The organism is Paraburkholderia youngii (genome assembly GCF_013366925.1).
GTDB classification, from domain to species: domain Bacteria; phylum Pseudomonadota; class Gammaproteobacteria; order Burkholderiales; family Burkholderiaceae; genus Paraburkholderia; species Paraburkholderia youngii.
Genome location: NZ_JAALDK010000003.1, coordinates 159020 through 178147 on the forward strand (window position 1 = coordinate 159020; position 19128 = coordinate 178147).

Annotated in this window: 18 protein-coding genes and 2 pseudogenes; 13 read left to right on the forward strand and 7 right to left on the reverse strand. The window is 60.7% G+C overall.

What is annotated here, in order from left to right; all coding sequences use genetic code 11:
• Nucleotides 1–799 precede the first annotated feature (799 nt).
• The 8 genes and pseudogenes from G5S42_RS39290 to G5S42_RS39325 all read left to right on the forward strand — a co-directional run bounded on the left by G5S42_RS39290 (nucleotide 800) and on the right by G5S42_RS39325 (nucleotide 7356).
• Nucleotides 800–1360 (forward strand): hypothetical protein, encoded by a 561-nt coding sequence (locus G5S42_RS39290; protein WP_312883711.1) that lies wholly within the window; start codon nucleotides 800–802, stop codon nucleotides 1358–1360.
• A 113-nt stretch (nucleotides 1361–1473) separates the two neighbouring features.
• Nucleotides 1474–2683, forward strand: a pseudogene (locus G5S42_RS39295) (DUF1173 family protein).
• The gene (locus tag G5S42_RS39300) at nucleotides 2619–3329 is read left to right on the forward strand and encodes a hypothetical protein (protein ID WP_246392473.1); all 711 of its coding nucleotides are present in this window, start codon (nucleotides 2619–2621) and stop codon (nucleotides 3327–3329) included. Before G5S42_RS39295 ends, G5S42_RS39300 begins: the two are co-directional and overlap by 65 nt.
• Before the next feature lie 78 nt (nucleotides 3330–3407).
• Nucleotides 3408–3767 (forward strand): hypothetical protein, encoded by a 360-nt coding sequence (locus G5S42_RS39305; protein WP_176112141.1) that lies wholly within the window; start codon nucleotides 3408–3410, stop codon nucleotides 3765–3767.
• A gap of 195 nt (nucleotides 3768–3962) precedes the next feature.
• On the forward strand, nucleotides 3963–4292 hold the full coding sequence (locus tag G5S42_RS39310) for a hypothetical protein (RefSeq protein WP_246392475.1): 330 nt from the start codon (nucleotides 3963–3965) through the stop codon (nucleotides 4290–4292).
• Nucleotides 4293–4303: 11 nt separating this feature from the next.
• Nucleotides 4304–5164, forward strand: coding sequence for a phage Gp37/Gp68 family protein (locus G5S42_RS39315; RefSeq protein ID WP_176112142.1), 861 nt, complete (start codon nucleotides 4304–4306; stop codon nucleotides 5162–5164).
• A 101-nt stretch (nucleotides 5165–5265) separates the two neighbouring features.
• Complete coding sequence (locus G5S42_RS39320) at nucleotides 5266–5937, forward strand: Lar family restriction alleviation protein (RefSeq protein WP_176112143.1); 672 nt, start codon at nucleotides 5266–5268, stop codon at nucleotides 5935–5937.
• Nucleotides 5938–6294: 357 nt separating this feature from the next.
• Nucleotides 6295–7356 (forward strand): IS110 family RNA-guided transposase, encoded by a 1062-nt coding sequence (locus G5S42_RS39325; protein WP_176112144.1) that lies wholly within the window; start codon nucleotides 6295–6297, stop codon nucleotides 7354–7356.
• Nucleotides 7357–7862: 506 nt separating this feature from the next.
• Here G5S42_RS39325 and G5S42_RS39330 read toward each other — a convergent pair.
• The 4 genes from G5S42_RS39330 to G5S42_RS39350 form a co-directional block, all read right to left on the reverse strand.
• Nucleotides 7863–8507, reverse strand: a complete 645-nt coding sequence (locus G5S42_RS39330; protein ID WP_176112145.1) for a helix-turn-helix transcriptional regulator — start codon at nucleotides 8505–8507, stop codon at nucleotides 7863–7865.
• Between the two features lie 134 nt (nucleotides 8508–8641).
• Complete coding sequence (locus G5S42_RS39335) at nucleotides 8642–9556, reverse strand: M14 family metallopeptidase (RefSeq protein ID WP_217710322.1); 915 nt, start codon at nucleotides 9554–9556, stop codon at nucleotides 8642–8644.
• 279 nt (nucleotides 9557–9835) lie between these two features.
• Entirely contained in the window at nucleotides 9836–10981 is a 1146-nt protein-coding gene (locus G5S42_RS39345) for a succinylglutamate desuccinylase/aspartoacylase family protein (protein WP_176112148.1), read from the reverse strand.
• 108 nt (nucleotides 10982–11089) lie between these two features.
• Entirely contained in the window at nucleotides 11090–12064 is a 975-nt protein-coding gene (locus G5S42_RS39350; RefSeq protein WP_176112149.1) for an ornithine cyclodeaminase family protein, read from the reverse strand.
• A gap of 242 nt (nucleotides 12065–12306) precedes the next feature.
• Here G5S42_RS39350 and G5S42_RS39355 point away from each other — a divergent pair, with 242 nt between their 5' ends.
• From G5S42_RS39355 to G5S42_RS45335, 5 genes and pseudogenes are all read left to right on the forward strand, one after another.
• A complete protein-coding gene (locus tag G5S42_RS39355; protein WP_176112150.1) occupies nucleotides 12307–13095 on the forward strand; it encodes a transporter substrate-binding domain-containing protein in 789 nt (262 codons plus the stop codon).
• 93 nt (nucleotides 13096–13188) lie between these two features.
• Nucleotides 13189–14433 carry an NAD(P)/FAD-dependent oxidoreductase gene (locus G5S42_RS39360; protein WP_176112489.1) on the forward strand — a complete coding sequence of 415 codons (1245 nt, stop codon included), beginning with the start codon at nucleotides 13189–13191 and terminating at the stop codon, nucleotides 14431–14433.
• 85 nt (nucleotides 14434–14518) lie between these two features.
• Entirely contained in the window at nucleotides 14519–15640 is a 1122-nt protein-coding gene (locus tag G5S42_RS39365) for an aminotransferase (RefSeq protein WP_176112151.1), read from the forward strand.
• Nucleotides 15641–15964: 324 nt separating this feature from the next.
• Nucleotides 15965–16840, forward strand: coding sequence for a tyrosine-type recombinase/integrase (locus G5S42_RS39370; RefSeq protein ID WP_176112152.1), 876 nt, complete (start codon nucleotides 15965–15967; stop codon nucleotides 16838–16840).
• Nucleotides 16841–16861: 21 nt separating this feature from the next.
• Nucleotides 16862–17041 (forward strand): annotated as a pseudogene (locus G5S42_RS45335) (transposase zinc-binding domain-containing protein); the annotation flags it as partial.
• An 81-nt stretch (nucleotides 17042–17122) separates the two neighbouring features.
• Here the strand turns inward: G5S42_RS45335 and G5S42_RS39380 are convergent.
• From G5S42_RS39380 to G5S42_RS39385, 3 genes are all read right to left on the reverse strand, one after another.
• Nucleotides 17123–18112 (reverse strand): tyrosine-type recombinase/integrase, encoded by a 990-nt coding sequence (locus G5S42_RS39380; protein ID WP_176112153.1) that lies wholly within the window; start codon nucleotides 18110–18112, stop codon nucleotides 17123–17125.
• Nucleotides 18109–18240, reverse strand: a complete 132-nt coding sequence (locus tag G5S42_RS45340) for a hypothetical protein (RefSeq protein ID WP_281375186.1) — start codon at nucleotides 18238–18240, stop codon at nucleotides 18109–18111. Before G5S42_RS45340 ends, G5S42_RS39380 begins: the two co-directional genes overlap by 4 nt.
• Before the next feature lie 75 nt (nucleotides 18241–18315).
• Nucleotides 18316–19128, reverse strand: a complete 813-nt coding sequence (locus tag G5S42_RS39385) for an IS5 family transposase (RefSeq protein ID WP_176107577.1) — start codon at nucleotides 19126–19128, stop codon at nucleotides 18316–18318.

The following is a 19128-nucleotide window of genomic DNA, read 5'->3' on the forward strand; positions in this document are numbered from 1 at the left end:
GAACACGCCCGCAACGGGTGTGAACCCGTCGGGGTGAATGAAAAGCGCCCGCGTGCTGCGGGCGTTTAGTCGATGCGTCAGTGACGCGGTAGGTGAGTCGATCGTATCGCCAATGGCACGGCCATACGACCGGAATGACGGCGAAATCCATGCGGCTTTCGGAGAAGACTCACGTGTCCATCGCGGCAAGATATCCACCGTTTCGCTTAATAAACCTGTGGATATCTGTGCGGGCGTGCCACCTGGCAAGGCGGGCAGACCCGTGATCAATTGGAAGGCACGCACCCCATCACGTCGCGCTGCCGTCAGCCGGCTAACGGCCCTAACCCGGAAAGCTCGACTAAACCATGTAGCTTTCGCCGGAAACTGATGTGCTGGAAAGCTCGCGCAAACGCTGGAGCTTTTGCGCCACCCCGGTTCCTACCCGCGCCCGACAATGAGAAATGCCCGCGCGCGGGCGCCCCGGAACCACGCCTTATGTCCGAGCCGACTGACAACACGCACGCCCCCTCGTCGCTGAACGGCGCGTCATCTATGAGACCGAGCGTAAAAGCTGCGGCGAAGGAATCGTGACGGCACATGACGGCGTCACGGGCACCGTGATCGTGATGGACATGGAGGACAGATCGGTTCTGGCGCAGGTCCGAGTCGCAAGTCGAAATCATCGTCTGAGGAGCAGCAATTCAACGGTAATACCACAGGTAGTGTCGCCTTCACCACCGCCGTCGCCGCCTGCCTGTTCGCCTTTCTCCTGCCGGTCTTTCATGCGGACGGCGTCCTGAAGCCGGTGTGCCTGGCAGTGGTCGGTGCCCTGATCGTCGAGATGAACCGGCGAAGCATCATTGGCGGACTGGTTGAGCGTGCCAGCCGCAAGACGGGCACGTCAGCCCGCCAGGCCGTCTTCATTAATGGCGTTCGGGTTGGCGAAATCCGCGAAGCCGACGCTATTGCCATCAAACTCGAGGCGCTGCGCCATCCGCGCAACTATGTCGCCCAGTTCGCCAACATTATCGCGTTCATGTGCCGCGGCGCAGCAGCGTCTCTCGTCCTCACGCCGCTGCTGCTGTTCTGGCTGGCGCTTTTCTGCGCGTGGACAGCACCGGAAACGTTCCAGACTGCCATCTCGGCAATGGTCCACCTGCAACCGGGCGATCTGGCGAATTTTGCGACGACGCTCATCCTGCTAGCCCAGATCGCCTTTGTGATTGCCGTTGGACTGTCGTTCGCCCTCGGCCTCGACCTTGGGCTCGAGAACGTCTTCCGCCGTGCGGCGCACCGAGAGATCCGCCTCGCCATCGATTGCGCGACCGACGGCGAAATAACGCTGCGCGCGCCAAGCGCCTCGCTCGCACTCGCGTGACGTGAGAACCACATCCCGCGCGAATATCAGCTCGAAGGCAGCAATACCTGTTTCCTACCAACCCGCTTTCATGGCCGCCCCTGTGCGGCCATTTTCCATCGTGGAGCGAAACCATGTCAGACGTAGCGTTCGATGGCGGCAGATTCCCGCTTGCCGACGTGCAGGAGAATCCGGCTCGCTACGTGAAGCGCCTCGAACGCGCCAAAGTTGCGCCCGGCCATGCCGTGTGTCTGTGTGCGAGGCACGACACCCCACTGCAACTCGTTATCCGGCGGTACGGTTCACTGCTACATCTTGCAGGGTGGCCGGACGACGGGCATCGGCACGCGCGAGGATGCGCCTTCCATAAGGACCCGAACGCCGCGAAACCCGCCGGCGGTGGCGACAGCAAGGCGGCGATATTCGCGACGCCCGCCGGTTTGAACGTCAAGCTGGACGCATCGCTTACCTTGCGCGAGACGAACTCCGGTTCCCGCTTATCGTCGGCACAAACGTCAACCCGCCCAGGCCGACGCTCCGCCACCCTGCTCGCTTTCCTGCAAACGCTCTGGTGTGAAGCCTGCCTCAATGAGTGGATAGGACTGGGCACGACACGCCACTGGGGCCAGTGCAACGCCCAGCTGCTAGCCGAGGTCAGCACTGCGCTCATCAACGGGGCAGATGCCCAGACGGTTCTGCACGTCATGCGTCGCTTCGACGAAGCAGACCAACGCAGAGTTCGACTCGTTCATCGCACGCCTCTCCACGACCCGTCGTGGTCTGGTGATCGGCGAAATCAGCGAGGTCACACCGACACAGTACGGCCATGCGTTGAGCCTTCGGCAAAGCGCTCGCAAGTACTACGCAAGCACCACGCTCATCGAACACGCGGCGCGCGCCTGGCCGCATGCGTGGCGTGCGCTGGGCGGCGATCGCGCCGCGTGGGTCGTTGCGATCCTCCTCCTCGTCGAACGGACGCCGAAAGGCCATCTGAAGCTCGTCGATCTCGCAGCGATGCTGTGTTCTTCCGCCTTTATCCCTTGCGACTCGATTCACGAAGTGGCCATGGCCAACCGGCTTGTCACTGAGCGACGCGACTTCGTAAAACCGGTTCGTCTGTCCGCAGACGACGACATGCTGCCCGACTTTGTGTTGCGCGACGCCGGCGCGCAGACGCACATCGAGGTCTACGGCATGAATGGCGTTCCAGCCTACGAGGCGCGCAAGGAAGAGAAGCGGGCGCTTCGGCTCTCGCGTGGCATTCCGGCCGTCGAATGGGATGTGGATCGCGAGCCGCTCGCGCACGTGCAGATCCCGCCGCCTGGCGATGCGCGGGCGACTTGACTCCGCGATAGGCCCGGTAACCTGGAAATACATTGCCGCGGCGGCACACCGACCCCGGCGCGCGAATCAACAACACACACAGAGGAATCCGACCATGCAATTGACAAGGGCAAGCCACCGCGACAACCGTAACTCGGACGGCTACATGAAGCTGAAATCAATTTTCGCGACTGCAGTGCTCTTATCGTCGGCGAGTTGTTTTGCTGCCGATCTGCCCGGTCCGAGGCTCACTCCGGGCGCGATCAATCCGGACGTGACGCAGGAAAACATCGGCAGCACCATCTGTGTGAGAGGCTGGACAAAAACCGTGCGACCGCCCGCCTTCTATACAAACAGGCTCAAGAAGCTCCAGATCCGGCAATACGGATACACGGATACCAACCCACGCGACTACGAGGAGGACCACCTCATTCCGCTCAGCGTCGGCGGCAATCCGACCGATCCTCGCAATCTGTGGCCGCAGCCGCGCAAGTCCGAATGGAACGCGGATCGCAAGGACGAGTTGGAATTCGCGCTTTACAAGGGCGTGTGCAACGGCGAAGTCAGCCTTCACGATGCGCGCCGCGCATTTGCGACGGATTGGATAGTGGCATATCGCCAGTACGGCGCACTACTTCAGCGGTATCGGTACGGCTACACAGACTGACGGAGGCCGACGCACCGCGACCACACACGGCGCCCGGTGGCAGTTTGGCCCGCCGCAACCCAACGAACAGGAGTCACCGTGCAACAGATATCCCAGATCCTCCAGGACATCCTCAACCTGACACGCTATGCGACATCACCCTTCATTCTTAACGGTCGACCCGATTCTGTGCGCCAATGGCTTCTCGCGCTGCAGGAGCATTTGAACGCCGTCAGACTCCGGATCGACAACGCGCTCGCGTCCCTCGATGAATCGAAAGTAGGTGAGCTCGATGATTGGACTGACGAGGAACGCATCCTGAGCAACGAATGGGTGCTGCGTCACTATCCCAACGAGTCTGAAAACATCAGGACGGCGTTGCGTAAAGCGTGGTGCGACGGACAACGACTACCCTACAAGTCACAGATGGCCTCTCCTGCGACAAACCAGAAAGCTTGACTTTCCGGTTGAATCGGCACGATGGAATTGCGTGCCCGGTTCCCGATCGGGCTATCTAACGGAGTCCTCCATGCTCGGCAAAAGCTTTTTTCTTGAACGCGCTACGTCGCGCTCGCTCGACTGGCTGGGCCGCTACCCCGCCTTGGGCTGCGCCTCTCACGATCTGCAGTCACTTTCCTCGGGTCGCCAGATGTCGTGGCCGCGACCGCGTCCAATGGCGTGCGCTGCGTGTTTTTCAGTGCGGTCGGTTCAGTCCTCGACTTTAGCGCGACGTGGGCCGAGCTCGAACGCGCGAAAACCTGGTGGTACTTCGTGCAGCGCTGGCATTTCTGGATCGTGCCGGACGCGAATTCTCTCGCCGCGATCAATTCGACGGGCGATCAGATCGGCCATCTGATCGTCCCGAACTTTGCGCCGTCCAACCTCGTTGACGCGGCGTTTCTCCCGTGGCTGGACGGGATCGAAATGCGCGCCCGCCAGTGCGGAACGCTCGCGCTACAGTCTCCCGATATCGAAACGGTCTGAGCAGAGGCAACATGAGCCAGAACAGTAAGATTGAATGGTGCGATCACACCTTTAATTCTTGGGAAGGATGCCAGAAGGTCGGCCCGGGTTGCGACCACTGCTACGCAGAGACGCGCAACGCGCGCTTCGCCGGCGGCACACCGATCAACTGGGGCCCGGGCGCGCCACGTCGCCGCACTTCCGCCGCGAACTGGCGCAAGCCGCTGCAGTGGAATGCGCAGCATGAAGAGTTTTTCGCGAAGCACGGTCGTCGCCAGCGCGTGTTCTGCGCATCGCTCGCCGACGTGTTCGACAACGAAGTCGATCCGCTATGGCGCCGCGATCTGTCCGAGCTGATCGAGCGCACGCCGAACCTGAACTGGCTGTTGCTCACGAAGCGCATCGGCAATGTGTCCGACATGGTCGCTCACGCGCGATCGCGCGATTGGCTCGCGGGTCGCGACAACGTCTGGCTCGGCGCGACAGTCGTCAATCAGGCCGAGGCCGATCGCGACATCCCGAAGCTGCTTGCGGTGCCAGCGCGGGTGCGCTTCCTCTCCATGGAGCCGCTGCTGGGCCCGGTGAGCTTCGAAGGCATGTTCGCGGGCAGTGACTGGCGCGACCACACCAACGCCCTCGAGGCGCTCGACTGGATGATTGTCGGCGGCGAAAGCGGACACGGCGCCCGGCCAATGCATCCCGATTGGGCACGCTCGCTGCGCGACCAATGCGCTGCCGCGGAGGTGCCGTTCTTCTTCAAGCAATGGGGCGAATGGGCGCCCGGCTCAAACCCCTCCAGACAGCCGATGGACCGCGTCGGCAAGAAAGCCGCCGGTCGCGAACTGGACGGCCGCGTTCATGACGATTTTCCTGAAACTATTCTTCATACATAAAGCGGCGCTTTTCCGGTTGTAAATCGGCTTTTCGCGCGTCCAATGTCCAACGATAATGCCTGCCAATATCTCCCAATAAATGCACGGCGAAGACCCGGACAATGTACGAACAGCTCTATCCCTGCGACCACTGCGGCGGCCGCGGCACCCTTGGGTTTTCCCAACGGGTCGTCGCGGAAACCGGTTCGTCTCCTTTTGACTACGGCAAATATGGCCGTCACGCCGGCCCACCTGTCATCGGCGACGTCATGCCCCGCCCTGCATTTGCTCCCCAAACCGAAAAACTGGTCGGCATCTACTGCTCGGACTGCGGCATGTCAACGCCGTGGCTGCCCGTAGGCAAGGACGAGAAATCTGCAATGACCCGGTGTGCTCATATCTGGAACCGCCGGCTGAGTCGCCCGAAAATCACCGAGGGCGACCTGCGTGACCTGGTCGAGAAAGAGCTCGGAGCCTGTGATTCACAGATGGTCATCGACATGCTCGCGCGCAATGATGAAGACTGGGAAACGCGCGGCCCGCTATTCGCCATGCTCGCCCAGAGGCTCGTCGATGCTACCGTGTCAACGATCGACAGCTGGCCGATCGATCCCGTCCTGAAAGACGCCGCACGCTATCGCAAGCTCGTGCAACTGGCGAAGTGGGTCGATATCGACGGCGAACGCTACGTACAGTTTCCGAAGACCCCGTCGCCCAGCGAGCATGACCAGTGTCTTTTTGAGGATCGAATCGCGCTGGCTGTCGACGCAATGCCTGATCGCGACCGGTGGTAGGGCAACCCTACTGTCGAACGGCGGCACGGTCAACAAAGTGTCTTGGCGGCCTTCCGGGACAACCGCTTGCGGAGAGGCAGTAGTCGGGCCACCAGCGGCCGCTCGAGGTCGTCGTCCAGTTTGGTTAGCCGAGGTCTCGTCCGCCCTCGCTCAATGGCCGGTCTCCGGCGAGCGAGTTGCGGATGGCACCGCCTCAACCCGGCCACGAACGGCCGGTCGAGGTCGTCTTCCAGTTAGGCTTACCGAGGTTTCATCCGGCCTCGCTCAATGAATTAGTAAGGACCTCCCCGATCCCAGCATAGGCACCGATCGGTGCCATCATGGCTGGTGCTACACAACCTTCCGGGAGGGGAAATCATGGAAACGATTACTCGTGTCGGCGTGGATCTGGCGAAGAACGTCATGCAAATTCATGCAGTCGACGGCAGGGAACACGTCGTGGTCCGCAAAGCCGTTCGCCGTGAGCACTTCCTCAGCTGGTTCGCCAATCTGCAGCCCTGCCTCGTCGCCATGGAAGCGTGCAGTGCCGCACATTACTGGGCCCGTAGACTGCGCGCGCTCGGACATCTGGTACGGCTCCTTCCCCCGCAATTTGTCGCGCCCTACCGCAAAGGTGGCGCCCAGATAAAAAACGATGCACAGGATGCCGAAGCTGTCTGTGAGGCTGCGGGTCGCCCCAACATGCGCTTCGTGCCTGTGAAGTCACCCGCCCAGCAGAGCGTGCTGGTGCTCCACCGCATGCGCACCGGATTCGTCGAGGAGCGTACCGCACTCGTGAACCGGTTGCGAAGGCTGCTGGGCGAGTTCGGTGTCTTCCTGCCCCAAGGCATCAACCAGTTGCGCAAACACCTCGTTGAGCACATTGAGGACGGCAACAACGAACTCAACGGTCAGGCCCGTCAGGCTCTCATGCGTGGCTGGGCCCAATGGCAGACGCTGGACGACGAGATTTCGTGGCTGGATCGACAGATCGGCGACCACGCCAAGCACGACTCCCAGGCACAGCGTTGCATGGAGCTGTGCGGAGTCGGGACGGTCACCGCTTCGGCCGCCGTGGCCACCATCGTTGACGCAGCACAATTCAAGAACGGCGGGCAGATGGCCGCGTGGCTCGGCCTCGTGCCCAAGCAAAATAGCAGCGGCGGCAAGCAGCGGCTCGGGCGCATAACCAGACAGGGTAACGACTATCTGCGCAGTCTACTGTTCCAGGGCGCGCGCTCCGCGGTCCTCACCGCGCCCCGACGCAACGACCGGCTCTCCCGCTGGATCGTTCAGTTGCAGGCGCGCGTGGGCTACTCCCGAACCCTCGTTGCCGTGGCCAACAAGCACGCCCGCGTCCTGTGGGCGGTGCTCGCCAGGGGCGAACGTTTCGATCCATCGCACGCGCCCGCCCGCCATGGCGGGGCGGCGAGCGCGTAAGCCCCGAACCCTGAAACGCCACGCCCACAGCAATTTCACTTCCAACTCGAGGACCCAACGGGCAAGGATAGCGACAAGTCAGACCGGCAGCAGGCGAACTCGAAAACCGGCAAGGCGATGCGCCCAGTGCAAATGCGGCTCAATGAATGGAGTCCTGCTGCGCGGTTATTATCCGGGCCCGGGCGCAGCAACGCCAGCGCGCCCAGCGAGGCTGTTTATAGGCATGCAGTCTGTCTCGCCGCCATTCCTGCCAGATACGTCCCCTCTCACGACAAAGGAGACTTGTTCGATCATCCGCTAAACCAATCTTGCTAAATCGGGGAGGTCCTTATAGGCCGGTTTGCAGCGGGCAAATTTCAGAGGGCACTGCCTCGATGCGACCAATTGCGGACGATCTACCGTTGGATGCAGTGGACGGTCCATGTTCGCCTTCAGGCCGTAAAACGGGAACTCAGCGATGTTCAATCAACGCATTGCGTATTCATGCCCCGGGAGACTTTGCCGAATCAAGCCGCCGCGCCTCGCAGATCTCTTATATGCTGATAGACGGTCGCGCGGCCCATTCCCAGGACATTTGCGACATAATTCGCAGCGCTTTTTCCCTTGAACGCCCCTTCGGCCCATAGAGCTTCGACGAGCTCGCGACGGTGATCACGAGTAAGCGAATTCAGCGCCAGCTGACGTTCCTGGAGCCATGTGTGAAGGAAAGTGTTGATGCGTTCCTGCCAGTCATCCTTGAACAGCTCTTCGGGCTGTTTCACCAAGCCTGCACCGGTAATCACACGGTCAATCACATGCTTAATGTCTTCGAACACTGCAATGTTGTAGTTCACGCACATCACGCCGACTGCGCTACCGGCATCGTCAAACAGTACCGTACTGACGCACCGCATGCGCCTGCCATCCCAATTAATCTTTTCGTATGGACCGACGGTACCGGACTCCGCCGAATGGTCGATCTCCTCCAAAGCCGAGTCGTCCCCCAACTCCCGCTTCGAGAGATTATTGGCGATATAGGCGACCGTCTGACTTTGCAAGTCATGGATAACGATTTCCACATACGGGAAAAAAAGCAGTGCAACGCCGTCAGCGACACGGCTGTAGCGCTCCAGTAGTAGCCGACGTCCGGCCGTTGTCTTGGGCTTTCGCATGGGTGGGTGCTTGCAGTTTGGGGCTCACTCTGGGGCGCGAATCGCAGCGCAGATCCGGTGTTTCCGCATTTTGCCATGAGACACATTGCAACAATTTCGCCGGTATCGCAGCGCTTTGCGCCAATGAAACTGAATCAGTCATGCAGCAGCTTTCCGGCAACACGTTCGGGTAGCGCCGCCTTGCCGGCGATCATAGCGATACGCTGGCCTGGCGTCAGCAGATGAATGTGCGAGCGCGCGATCAAAACGCCCGCGGTAGGCGCCACCACCGCTACGCGTCGCGCCGGCACTATATCGTCGCAGCGAACGACCTCTGCAATCGTCTCGCCGCGCTCGACTGAAGCCCTGCACTGCCGCTTCCAACTAATCACGCCGGCTGCCGGCGTTGCTACATGGGAGACGGCGTTCAGCGCAAAAATTTGCGACTCACGGCCAGGCGCCGCTGCCCTTCCAGCGACGAGACCCGCCATGATGCCTTCCCGGCGCAGGAAGTCGATCAGTCCGGCAGCATCGGCGGCTGCCAGATCGTCGCTGACGTCGCGCTGCCCGCGCAGTTCGACGACAGCGGCAAATCCTGTCGACGCATCACTACAGAGTTCAAGACGCTTAATTTCTCGCCACGCGTCGCGAAATGCCTGATCGAACGTCCCGCCACCCGCCTCATCTTCCAGAATCAACGCATGCGCTTCCATGCAACGTGCAAGAGCTCTGGCTCGGTCTTCGAACTCCCACGAACTATAGATATGCATGACTGCAATCTTGTCACAGTGCAGGTCGAGCACCGCATCATGCTCAAAACCGACGGCAAGCAATTGCAGCTTCAACGCCTCGACAGGGTTCGCCGCCGCCTGGCGATCCAGAGTTGCCTGTTTCAACCATGCTTTAATTTCTGCAGCGGACGCGGCACGCGGCCGCGTCACGTCGAAGCTTGCTGCGATCGCCGGCCGCAGATCGAAAAAGTTACGATCAAAATTGCCCGTTCCACCGAGATCGAACCTGCCGCTGAGGTGTCCCATCACATGCTGATTCATGCCAACGGGTTGGCCCATCTTGACACTGTCACCTGATGCAGCAGTTCGCCGTCCTGTTCAGCGCGAGTCAGAGCGGAGATAAGATGCTGGATTACGAGCAGTCCGGGCACTTCGCCCGCGTGAAGTGCCGCCTGGATGTAAAGCGCCTTCCGACCCGACGGTGGACCGAAGGTGTGATGGCAGAGACCGAGGTCCGCTCCGGGACCTGTGCTCTGGAGCGTGACGTGCCGCGTCTTCATGGTCCTGCTTCCCCTGATTCATTGAGGAGTTTCCAGGCCAGCGTGAGCCCACCGGCGCTCAAAAATCAAGCAGCAAACTGCCCGCATGCCTGTCCCGCACCGGACGTTTGCCGGCCAGAAGCGCCGCTCTTTCTCCGGGGCGAACAAGCTTCTTGAGTTGCCTGACAATCATCAGTCCGTCCACGGTACTGAGGATCGGCACCCGCTGGTTGAATTCACGGCCATCAAGACGCACCACTTCGGCAATCACTTCCCCGACGCTGACCCGGTCCCCCGGTGCTTTTCGGTAGACGATCACTCCGGCGCACGGACATGGCACGTGTGAGGCTCCGTCGAGCGGGAACACGCTGGCCGTTTGAGTTACCGGCGCGGGAGCACACAAGGCTTGGGCGCTCAGCACGCGTTCGCTTCCGAGAAAGCGCAACAGATTCGATGCATCGGCGGCTGCAGGCTCGTCATTGACATCGGCCTGTCCGCGCAACTCGATGGTGGCGCTAAAGCCGCTCTGGTGCTCGGAGAGGAGACCGGCCGCCTGAACTGTGCCCCATGCGCTGGAATGCACCTGATCGAATGCGCCGCCGCCGGCGTCGTGCGGCTCCAGCAGCAGAACGGGCGCGCCCATGATCTCGGCGAGCAGCGTCGCCCGGCTGGCCTGAAGCTCGGACGCATAGACATGCGCAATGCAGTCGGTATCGCAATGCAGGTCCAGAACGATGTCATGTTCGATCGCCAGCCTGGCCAGTTCCAGCTTCAACGCTTGCGATGGCGTTGTCGCCGTCGCTTTGCCCAACATGTCGGCGAACAGGGTCCGGTATATCTCCGGGGTGTTCGTCCGATCTGACACATCGGCGACGTGCGCGGCAACCTGCTGGTCGAGCCGCGGAAAGTTGCGATTGAAGTTTTCGCCGTTCTCGAAATCGAAGCGGCCTACAACGGCGCCGAACAGCCGTTGCGACATACCGATCGGATTCGCGTAGGGCACAACCGTCACGAGGCCGTCGATTAAACCTGCGGCGTCGAGTTGTACAAGCATCGCCAGGAGGTGCTGAAGCACCAGCAAACCGGGATGCTCGTCTGCGTGGAGTCCTGCGTGCAAGTAGACACTGCGTCCATTACCTCGTTTGCCAAACTGGTGCGCCAGAAGCGTCAACTGGACTCCCGGTGCCGGCGACGGAAGCTGGATATCAAGGCGCCGATAGGTCATGGATGCATCTCCTGCTCGTCCAGGTACGTTGGTGCAGGCGGGACCACATGCTGGTTTTGAAGCGCAACACAGCATCTGCGTTGCGCGAACTCTTTGGCCGCCACGCCATCATTGGGCGCGCGACTGGCCCTTCAGGTACTTAAAGAGTTCATAGGCTATCGCAACGTCTTCAAGGCCGAGTCCGATGGACCGGAAGAATGCATGCTTCCGAAAGGACGGCTTGATCGCCTTGCCGCACAAGAGATCAGCAAGATCGCCCTGCACGGCTTCGGCTCGCCAGTCATGAAGTTCGGCAGCCAGCTTCATCTCACCTGCGGTGGCTGGGGTGGTTCGGCGGTAATCACAATAGACATCCATTGCAGCGAGCCACTCGGGAGGTATCTCGTGGGCATTGGCGACGTTGGTGCTGATTGATGTGATAAGCGCAGGCTTGTGAAGCATGTTCTCGTGAAGCACCGGCGTCCCCGATGAGGTACACAGGGCAATCACGTCGGCGTCGGCGACGCAGTCTTCAATCCGTGTGCAAACGGAGACTCTGCCGTCCAATGCCATCAACTGCTCACGCTTTGCCGTGTCGTCCGCAAGTTCGGGCGAGAACACCTGAATCGTGCGCCATGGACGCACCGACACCAGGTGGCGTAAATGAGCCCGCCCAACCGCGCCCGATCCGATAATAGCGAGCCGGCCGGCAGCATCGGCGGCAAGATGTTCGACCGCGAGTGCCGTCGCGCCAGCGGTGCGCTCGATTGTCAGCTGGCCTGAGTCGCACCACATCAGCGGCTGTCCCGTTTCCATGGACATCAATGCCGTCCATGCCGTGATGACTGGCTTTGCCTCCGTCACGATGTACGGCGACAGCTTCGCGCCGAACACCTTTGCGTCCGCCATCACGCCCAGATACGTAATGAAGTCTCCGGCACCCTTGGGGAAAAGAGCCAGCGTCTGCGGCGGTTGCACCGCCATGTCGTTTCCGAGCGCGCGAAACATCTGCGCCAATACTCGACGCACGTCGAGGTGAGGTAGCGCGTTCCTGACAGCATGCTGGTCGACGATCAAGGGCAATCCGTTCTCTGCCTGACTCATTGAAACTTCGCTCCACATTGTTGCCGGGTCCGGCGGCGGAAGAATTGTAAGCCAATCTGTCCAGTTTGGACATTTATTTTTTGAAATTGCTTGCTTTTCTCCTTGTCCAGAATAGACTGTCAATCCAGAGGAAGCAAGGGCGGCACGTCAGCAAGCCGTCTTACGCGATGTCTCCATAGCGCCGCACTGAAACCACGCTCGCGCACCCACTCGTTGCCGCCCACATACACAGGGGACTTCTTATGCTTCGGAAGCTTGAACTTTCTTTCATTGTCGCTGCCGCGTTAACGGGCTCGCTCGGGACTATCAGTGCGCATGCGCAGGACACATTGCGCTTCGGCATCGAGGCGGCCTACCCGCCGTTCGAAAGCAAGTCTGCGAGCGGCCAACTGCAGGGCTTCGACATCGATGTGGGCAATGCCGTGTGCGCCAAGCTGGCTGTCAAGTGCATCTGGGTGGAGAACGCGTTTGATGGGTTGATCCCCGCGCTGCAGGCGAGGAAATTCGGCGTAATCAATTCCGCAATGAACATCACAGCCAAGCGCAAGCAGTCTATCGACTTCACCAAGCCGATCTATGTCGTTCCGATTGTTATGGTTGCGAAGCGGGACTCGGGTTTGGCACCCGACGTGAAGAGCCTTCAGGGAAAGCGCGTGGGCGTGCTGCAGGCATCGTCCCAGGAAGATTTCCTGAAGCGCCACTGGGAAAACGCGGGCGTCACTATCGTTTCGTATTCCGACCAGGACCAAGTGTACGCAGACCTCATTGCCGGACGCATCGACGCTGCCGTGCAGGAAGCGCAGACAGCTCAGAACGGTTTTCTGAGTAAGCCGGCGGGCCAGGAATATGCGATCCTCGGCAAACCACTTGCCGATCCAGCGACGCTCGGCGAGGGAACGGGATGGGGTCTGCGCAAGGGCGACAAGGCGTTGGTCGCGAAAGTCGATGCCGCGCTCGACGCACTCAAGAACGATGGCACATTGAGCAGTCTTTCGCAGAAGTATTTCCATCGCGACATCATCGCGAAGTAAGTGATCCTCGCTGGGCGAGACATCCCTGCGGCAGATCGTGCGAGCCTCCCCATGGCGCTAATCCGATTCGGACAACCAAAGCGAAGCGAGTTTATGGATTTCGATGTGATAGTGCTCGGCGCAGGGATCATCGGCGTGTCGTGCGCGGTGCAGTTGCAGGACCGCTGTCTGAGGGTCGCCCTGGTGGACCGGCGCGCTCCAGGCGAAGAAACGAGCTTCGGCAACGCGGGGCTGATAGAAAGTTCTTCAGTTGTCCCGTACGGTTTTCCGCGCGATCTCGGCACATTGCTCCGTTATGCAAAGAATCGCTCGACCGACCTGTACTGGGACTACCGGGCGTTGCCGCACTTCGCAAGCTGGCTGGCGCGCTTCTGGTGGGAGTCGTCCGCCGAACGATTGATGGCTGCCGCGCGCGACATGTTGCCCTTGATCCGGCAAAGCATGGCGGAACATGACCGCCTGATCCAACGCGCGCATCTTGGCCATCTCGCTCGCGACAGCGGCTGGATGGATGCGTTTCGCACGCCGCGGGAGTTCTCCAGGCAGGCGCAGTTTGCCCACAGCCTTGCGCGAACCCATGGCTTGCGAGTCGCAGTGCTGGATGCGGCGGCGCTATCCGCACGCGAACCGGGTATTGCTGACGGATTTTGCGGCGCGCTGCATTGGCAGGATCCAAAGAGCATCGTCAATCCTGGCGAACTGACCAAAGGTTATGCGCGTCTCTTCGAAGCGAACGGCGGCGCTCTGCTGACTGGCAACGCCACCACGCTCGATGCACACGCCGACGCCTGGATAGTTCAGACTACGTCTGGCCGTATCAGCGCACGACAAGCCGTGGTGGCGCTCGGCCCCTGGTCTGACACAGTCTACGGGCCGCTCGGCTATCGCATCCCTTTGCGTGCGAAACGTGGGTATCACATGCATTACAGCCCTACCCGGCCGATGTTGCAGATGCCGTACGTCGACGCTGAACAGGGCTACGTCGTGGCGCCGATGGAAGGGCGCTTGCGGCTGACCACCGGCGTCGAGATCGCGCGGCGCGAAGCCTGGCCCACGGGTATTCAGCTGGAACGCGCGGAGCGTGCGGCGCGACCCACTTTCGGTCTTGGCCACCGAATGGACGCTAGTCCATGGCTCGGCCTGCGTCCATGCACACCCGACATGCGTCCCGTGATCGGTCCCGCTCCCCGCCACCGCGGACTGTGGTTCGCTTTCGGGCATAACCACCATGGACTCACGCTCGGTCCGGTGACGGGGCGGCTCCTGGCTGAGATGATGACAGGAATGCCGACGTTTTCCGATGCAACGCCCTTTCGCCCCGAACGGTTCTGCCACTAGGCAGGCCGATGCCTGTCGACGAATAGAGGGCATTACCACCTGCTGCAGAACTCAAACAGGTTACTAAACAATCAAGGAGTGTGACATGAGAATCAAGGACTTTGGCGTCGAGCGCTGGATGGATCTATATGAGACCAAGTGCACGTATAACCTTGCTGAAACATGTGTCGAATCGCTGACCGTGGACCAGTTGTTGACGCTCGCCGGCAAACAGGACAGCATCCTCGATGAGCTGCGCGAGCTCAAGCTCACATACGGCGCAATCGAAGGCTCAGCGCGATTGCGCGAGGCGATCTCGGCAATGTACGACCGTCAGTCACCCGAGAACGTGATCGTCACGCACGGGGCTATTGGTGGAAATGCGTTGGTCTATGAGACGCTGGTCGAACCGGGCGACACGGTGATTTCGGTTCTGCCCACCTATCAGCAGCACTACTCCATCCCTGAAAGCTACGGCGCCGATGTACGAATTTTGAAGCTGCGCGAGGAAAATGACTTCCTTCCCGATCTGGCTGAACTGCGCAGTCTCGTCAACGATAACACCCGGCTCATCGCGATCAACAACCCGAACAACCCCACGGGCTCGTTGATGGACGAAGAGTTTCTCACCAAGGTCGGTGACATTGCGCGTTCGTGCGGAGCCTACGTGCTGTGCGACGAGGTTTATCGCGGCACCGATCAGCACGGCAGCGGCTATACCGCATCGATAGCAGACGTCTACGAGCGCGGCATCAGCACGGGCAGTATGTCGAAGACGTACTCGCTCGCCGGACTTCGTCTTGGATGGATCGCCGGCCCCACAGAACTGATTCGTGCCGTCGCAATCCATCGTGACTACAACACGATCAGCGTTGGAATGATCGATGACCACTTTGCGTCAATCGCGCTGGAGAACCGGGCAAGGATTCTCGCCCGCAACCACGATATCGTCCGCACTAACCTCGCACTGGTGGACGCCTGGATCGCCGAGGAACCCTCCATCTCGTATGTGAAGCCGAAGTCGGGGACGACCGCGCTGTTGAAGTACGACCTGTCGATGAACTCCGTCGAATTTTGCACACAACTCATTCAGGAAACCGGCGTCATGCTGACGCCCGGCAGCGCACTAGATATGGAAGGGTATGTGCGTCTGGGCTATGCGAACAATCGGAAGGTGCTGGAGACGGGGCTCCGCAAGATGTCGGAGTTCCTTGCCGCACATCACTGACTGATGCAAACGCTCGCGGTTGTTTCGGACTGGATTTTATACATTGACTAGCGGTGCGAATGCCGGGCTTTTCGACGCTTTCCGCCGGCGTACCTTGTGTGGTCCGGGCAGGCACGGATTCTTTGCGGTACTTCGAACGGCTGCCTGGCCACCAGGAGCAGGCAAAGATCGAAAAATGCACCGCCGTCCGGTATGGGTCGACGGACTAAACCGCTTACGCGGTAGGGGCTACGGTCCGGCGCTTGAGGTCTGGGAGAGGCCGGGCGCGCGGTTCTATGTTGGCGAATGAGGCAATCCGCCTCGTTCTCCAGCAGGAGCCGAATCATGACCTCCTCCCAACCAACCGTCAGCCCGCTGCGCCAGCGCATGATCGACGATATGCGCATGCGTCAGCTTTCTCCGAAGACCCAGTACGCCTATCTGAGGGTCGTGCGAGAGTTCGCCCGGTTTCTCCACCGCTCTCCCGACACCGCTTCCGCCGAGGACCTGCGACGCTACCAGTTGCACCTGGTCGATCACCGTACCTCTCCGGTTTCTCTCAACGCCGCGATCACCGGGCTGAAGTTCTTCTTCGAGATCACGCTCAGGCAGCCCGAACTGATGGCTCGCATGCAGCCGGTGCGCGTGCCCCGTGTGCTGCCCGTCGTCCTAAGCCCCGATGAGGTCCGCCGGCTCATTGCCGCGGCGGGCAATCTCAAGCACCAGACTGCGCTCTCGGTTGCCTACGGCGCCGGCCTGCGCGCGAGCGAAGTGGTCGCGCTGAAGGTCGGCGACATCGACAGCCAACGCATGACGCTGCGCATCGAGCAGGGTAAGGGCCGCAAGGATCGCTACGCGATGCTCTCGCCCGTGCTGCTCGAACGCCTGCGCGTCTGGTGGCGCGTCGCGCGGGCCCAGGGGAAGATGCTCGATGGTGGCTGGCTGTTTCCGGGCATGGATCCGGTCAACCCACTGACCCCAAAGCAGCTCAACCGCGCAATACACGCCGCTGCCGTGACTGCGCAGATCGACAAGCGCGTGTCCATGCACACGCTGCGTCACAGCTTCGCCACCCATCTTCTGGAACAGAGGGTCGACATCCGCGTCATCCAGGTGCTGCTTGTTCACAAGAAGCTCGAGACGACTGCGCTTTACGCGCAGGTGGCCACCGACCTGCTGCGCGAAGTCACCAGCCCACTGGAGCTCCTGCCCTCCGAATAGACTGGCCCCGCAGGACGTCCCGTGCTTGAGGTCGCGGACATATTCCGCGCCCGCGGGCCAGCATGGCGAAACACGATACGGCTGAGCCCGGGGCAACTGAAGGTCATGTCGGCCATCGAACGGTGCCGCGCGGCGGCACTGGGCGGACATGTGCTGCGCTGTTCAGGCTGCGCAAGGACAGAGGTGTCCTTCAATTCGTGCCTTATGGGGAGTCTTTCCGTATGTGGAGTAGACACGTCGATCGAGCGCGAGCCGGGGAGCCCGCGCCCCTGCTACTCTCCATTAAAGCCTCGCCTTGAGCATGGCGATGACCTTGTCGGATGGCCTAAACGAGCCCCTGCGCAGTTCCGGAGGAACGATTGCGTTGAGTGCTTCAAGCTTCTCGCTAGGGTCGGCGCGGGTGTAGATTTCAGTAGTAGCCAGATCGCTATGTCCGAGCCAGAGAGACACTTTTCGGATATCGTTCGTGCTCTGCAGCACTATCATTGCGCACGTATGCCTCAAGACGTGCGGCGAAACACGTTTCTGTAACAATGAAGGGCACTTCTCGCTCGCTATCTCAGAATGATGTTTGAGGACGTAGGCAAACCCCCAGCGGCTCATCGCTTCACCCCGGGCGTTGACGAACAACTCCGGTACTGGAGCCGTTCCCCGTACCGCGATCCATGCACGCAACGCATTTGCGGTCACCTTCCAGAGGGGGAGCGTACGCTCACGCCGTCCCTTGCCATGAACGCGGATACTCATCGACGGCAGTGCAACATCCGTCATTTGTAACCCCGTCAACTCTGAAACGCGCAGGCCACCGCAGATAGCCAGATGCAGCATCGCCCGATCCCGGATTCCCTCACGTGTTGTCGGGTCTGGCGTATCGAGGAGAGCCCGGATTTCCCTTTCTAACAGGTACGGTACCAGGCGGGAATCAGTCTTCTTGTATGGAATGCCGAGGACACGCTGTACCTGCTCGAGCATTACGGGCTCGCGATGCTCAAGGAAGTGGAAGAAGGACCTGATTGCGGCTAGTCGTACATTGCGGGTCTCCGGCGAGTTGTGTCGTACATTTTCAAGATATTCCAGGAACGCACTGATCATTCCGGCATCGAGGTGCTCCAGTGCAAGTGATGAGGGAGACGCTTTGAGCCGTTGGGCGGCAAACTCGAACAGAAGTTGGAAGCGGCAGGCATAGGAATCGCAGGTATGCTGACTGGCGCCTCTCTGATGTGCGAGGGTCTCGCGAAGGAATGTTACGACGTGGGGTGCGAGCGGGATCATTTCTGCTCTCCGGCGAGGAAGCCCTCTGCGGCCACTGCAATATCGCGCAGGAGCTCCGGAGTGGCCTCGAGGTACCAGTACGTGGCATAGATGTTCGCGTGCCCCAGGTACGTCGCGAGGGCCAGCATGTGCTGTCCGACGCGGTCCCGCCCTTCAGAGCTCGCCTCCAGCGCACGGACTGCGAACGTGTGCCTTAGAGCGTGTTAGGAACTTTGAAGTACTGACACGGCGTGGACAAGCATGAGCATTGCGAAGACGACGAAATGAAGCCCAGCGAGAGTTTCGGGGAGCCGTTCATAGTCACGTGCGAGACGCCGGAAACGGTTGAGCCAGCCAAAGCTGCGCTCGACCACCCACCGGCGGGGGAGCAGAACGAAACCCTTTTTCGTTTCTTCGAGTTTGATCACCTGAAGGTCAATGCCCTCGTCGAACGCAGCCTGCGCTGGCTCTTTGCCCGTGTATCCCTGATCGGCAAATGCCACCTTGACCGTTCGTCCCGTTACCTGCTGGACCTGCCGCGCAAGCTCCGCTACCTGTGCGCGCTCCTGTTCATTGGCTGGGGTCACGTGCACCGCCAGCAACTGTCCCAACGTGTCTACTGCAATATGTACCTTACTACCGCGCTTGCGCTTATAACCGTCATAACCCGCACGCGGGCCGCTCTCGCAGGTCGACTGTATCGTGCGGCCATCGAGGATGACCGCGCTGGGCTGTCCCCGACGGCCCTGTGCCACGCGTATCACCGAGCGCAGGTCACTCACCATGCTCTCAAAGCAGCCAGCCTGCAACCAGCGTTGAGTCTGCTGATACACCAACTCCCACGGCGGGAAATCATTGGGCAGCATCCTCCACGGCGCGCCGGCACGAGCCATCCAGCGCAATGCATCAAACATGTCGCGCAGTTCGTATTTGCGCTGGGGCGCGTCAACGTCCATCAGCGTCAGATACGGCGCCGCGAAACTCCATTCCTCATCCGACACATCAGTCGGATACCCTTTGCGGTCGGTTGTTTTCAT

Excerpts from the sequence above, each read along its gene's own strand:
- G5S42_RS39300 (WP_246392473.1), top strand. The coding sequence starts at position 2,619 with ATGTGGATCGCGAGCCGCTCGCGCACGTGCAGATCCCGCCGCCTGGCG.
- G5S42_RS39315 (WP_176112142.1), top strand. The coding sequence starts at position 4,304 with ATGAGCCAGAACAGTAAGATTGAATGGTGCGATCACACCTTTAATTCT.
- G5S42_RS39320 (WP_176112143.1), top strand. The coding sequence starts at position 5,266 with ATGTACGAACAGCTCTATCCCTGCGACCACTGCGGCGGCCGCGGCACC.
- G5S42_RS39325 (WP_176112144.1), top strand. The coding sequence starts at position 6,295 with ATGGAAACGATTACTCGTGTCGGCGTGGATCTGGCGAAGAACGTCATG.
- G5S42_RS39330 (WP_176112145.1), bottom strand. The coding sequence starts at position 8,507 with ATGCGAAAGCCCAAGACAACGGCCGGACGTCGGCTACTACTGGAGCGC.
- G5S42_RS39335 (WP_217710322.1), bottom strand. The coding sequence starts at position 9,556 with ATGGGCCAACCCGTTGGCATGAATCAGCATGTGATGGGACACCTCAGC.
- G5S42_RS39345 (WP_176112148.1), bottom strand. The coding sequence starts at position 10,981 with ATGACCTATCGGCGCCTTGATATCCAGCTTCCGTCGCCGGCACCGGGA.
- G5S42_RS39350 (WP_176112149.1), bottom strand. The coding sequence starts at position 12,064 with ATGAGTCAGGCAGAGAACGGATTGCCCTTGATCGTCGACCAGCATGCT.
- G5S42_RS39355 (WP_176112150.1), top strand. The coding sequence starts at position 12,307 with ATGCTTCGGAAGCTTGAACTTTCTTTCATTGTCGCTGCCGCGTTAACG.
- G5S42_RS39360 (WP_176112489.1), top strand. The coding sequence starts at position 13,189 with ATGGATTTCGATGTGATAGTGCTCGGCGCAGGGATCATCGGCGTGTCG.
- G5S42_RS39365 (WP_176112151.1), top strand. The coding sequence starts at position 14,519 with ATGAGAATCAAGGACTTTGGCGTCGAGCGCTGGATGGATCTATATGAG.
- G5S42_RS39370 (WP_176112152.1), top strand. The coding sequence starts at position 15,965 with ATGACCTCCTCCCAACCAACCGTCAGCCCGCTGCGCCAGCGCATGATC.
- G5S42_RS39380 (WP_176112153.1), bottom strand. The coding sequence starts at position 18,112 with ATGATCCCGCTCGCACCCCACGTCGTAACATTCCTTCGCGAGACCCTC.
- G5S42_RS45340 (WP_281375186.1), bottom strand. The coding sequence starts at position 18,240 with ATGCTGGCCCTCGCGACGTACCTGGGGCACGCGAACATCTATGCCACG.
- G5S42_RS39385 (WP_176107577.1), bottom strand. The coding sequence starts at position 19,128 with ATGAAAACAACCGACCGCAAAGGGTATCCGACTGATGTGTCGGATGAG.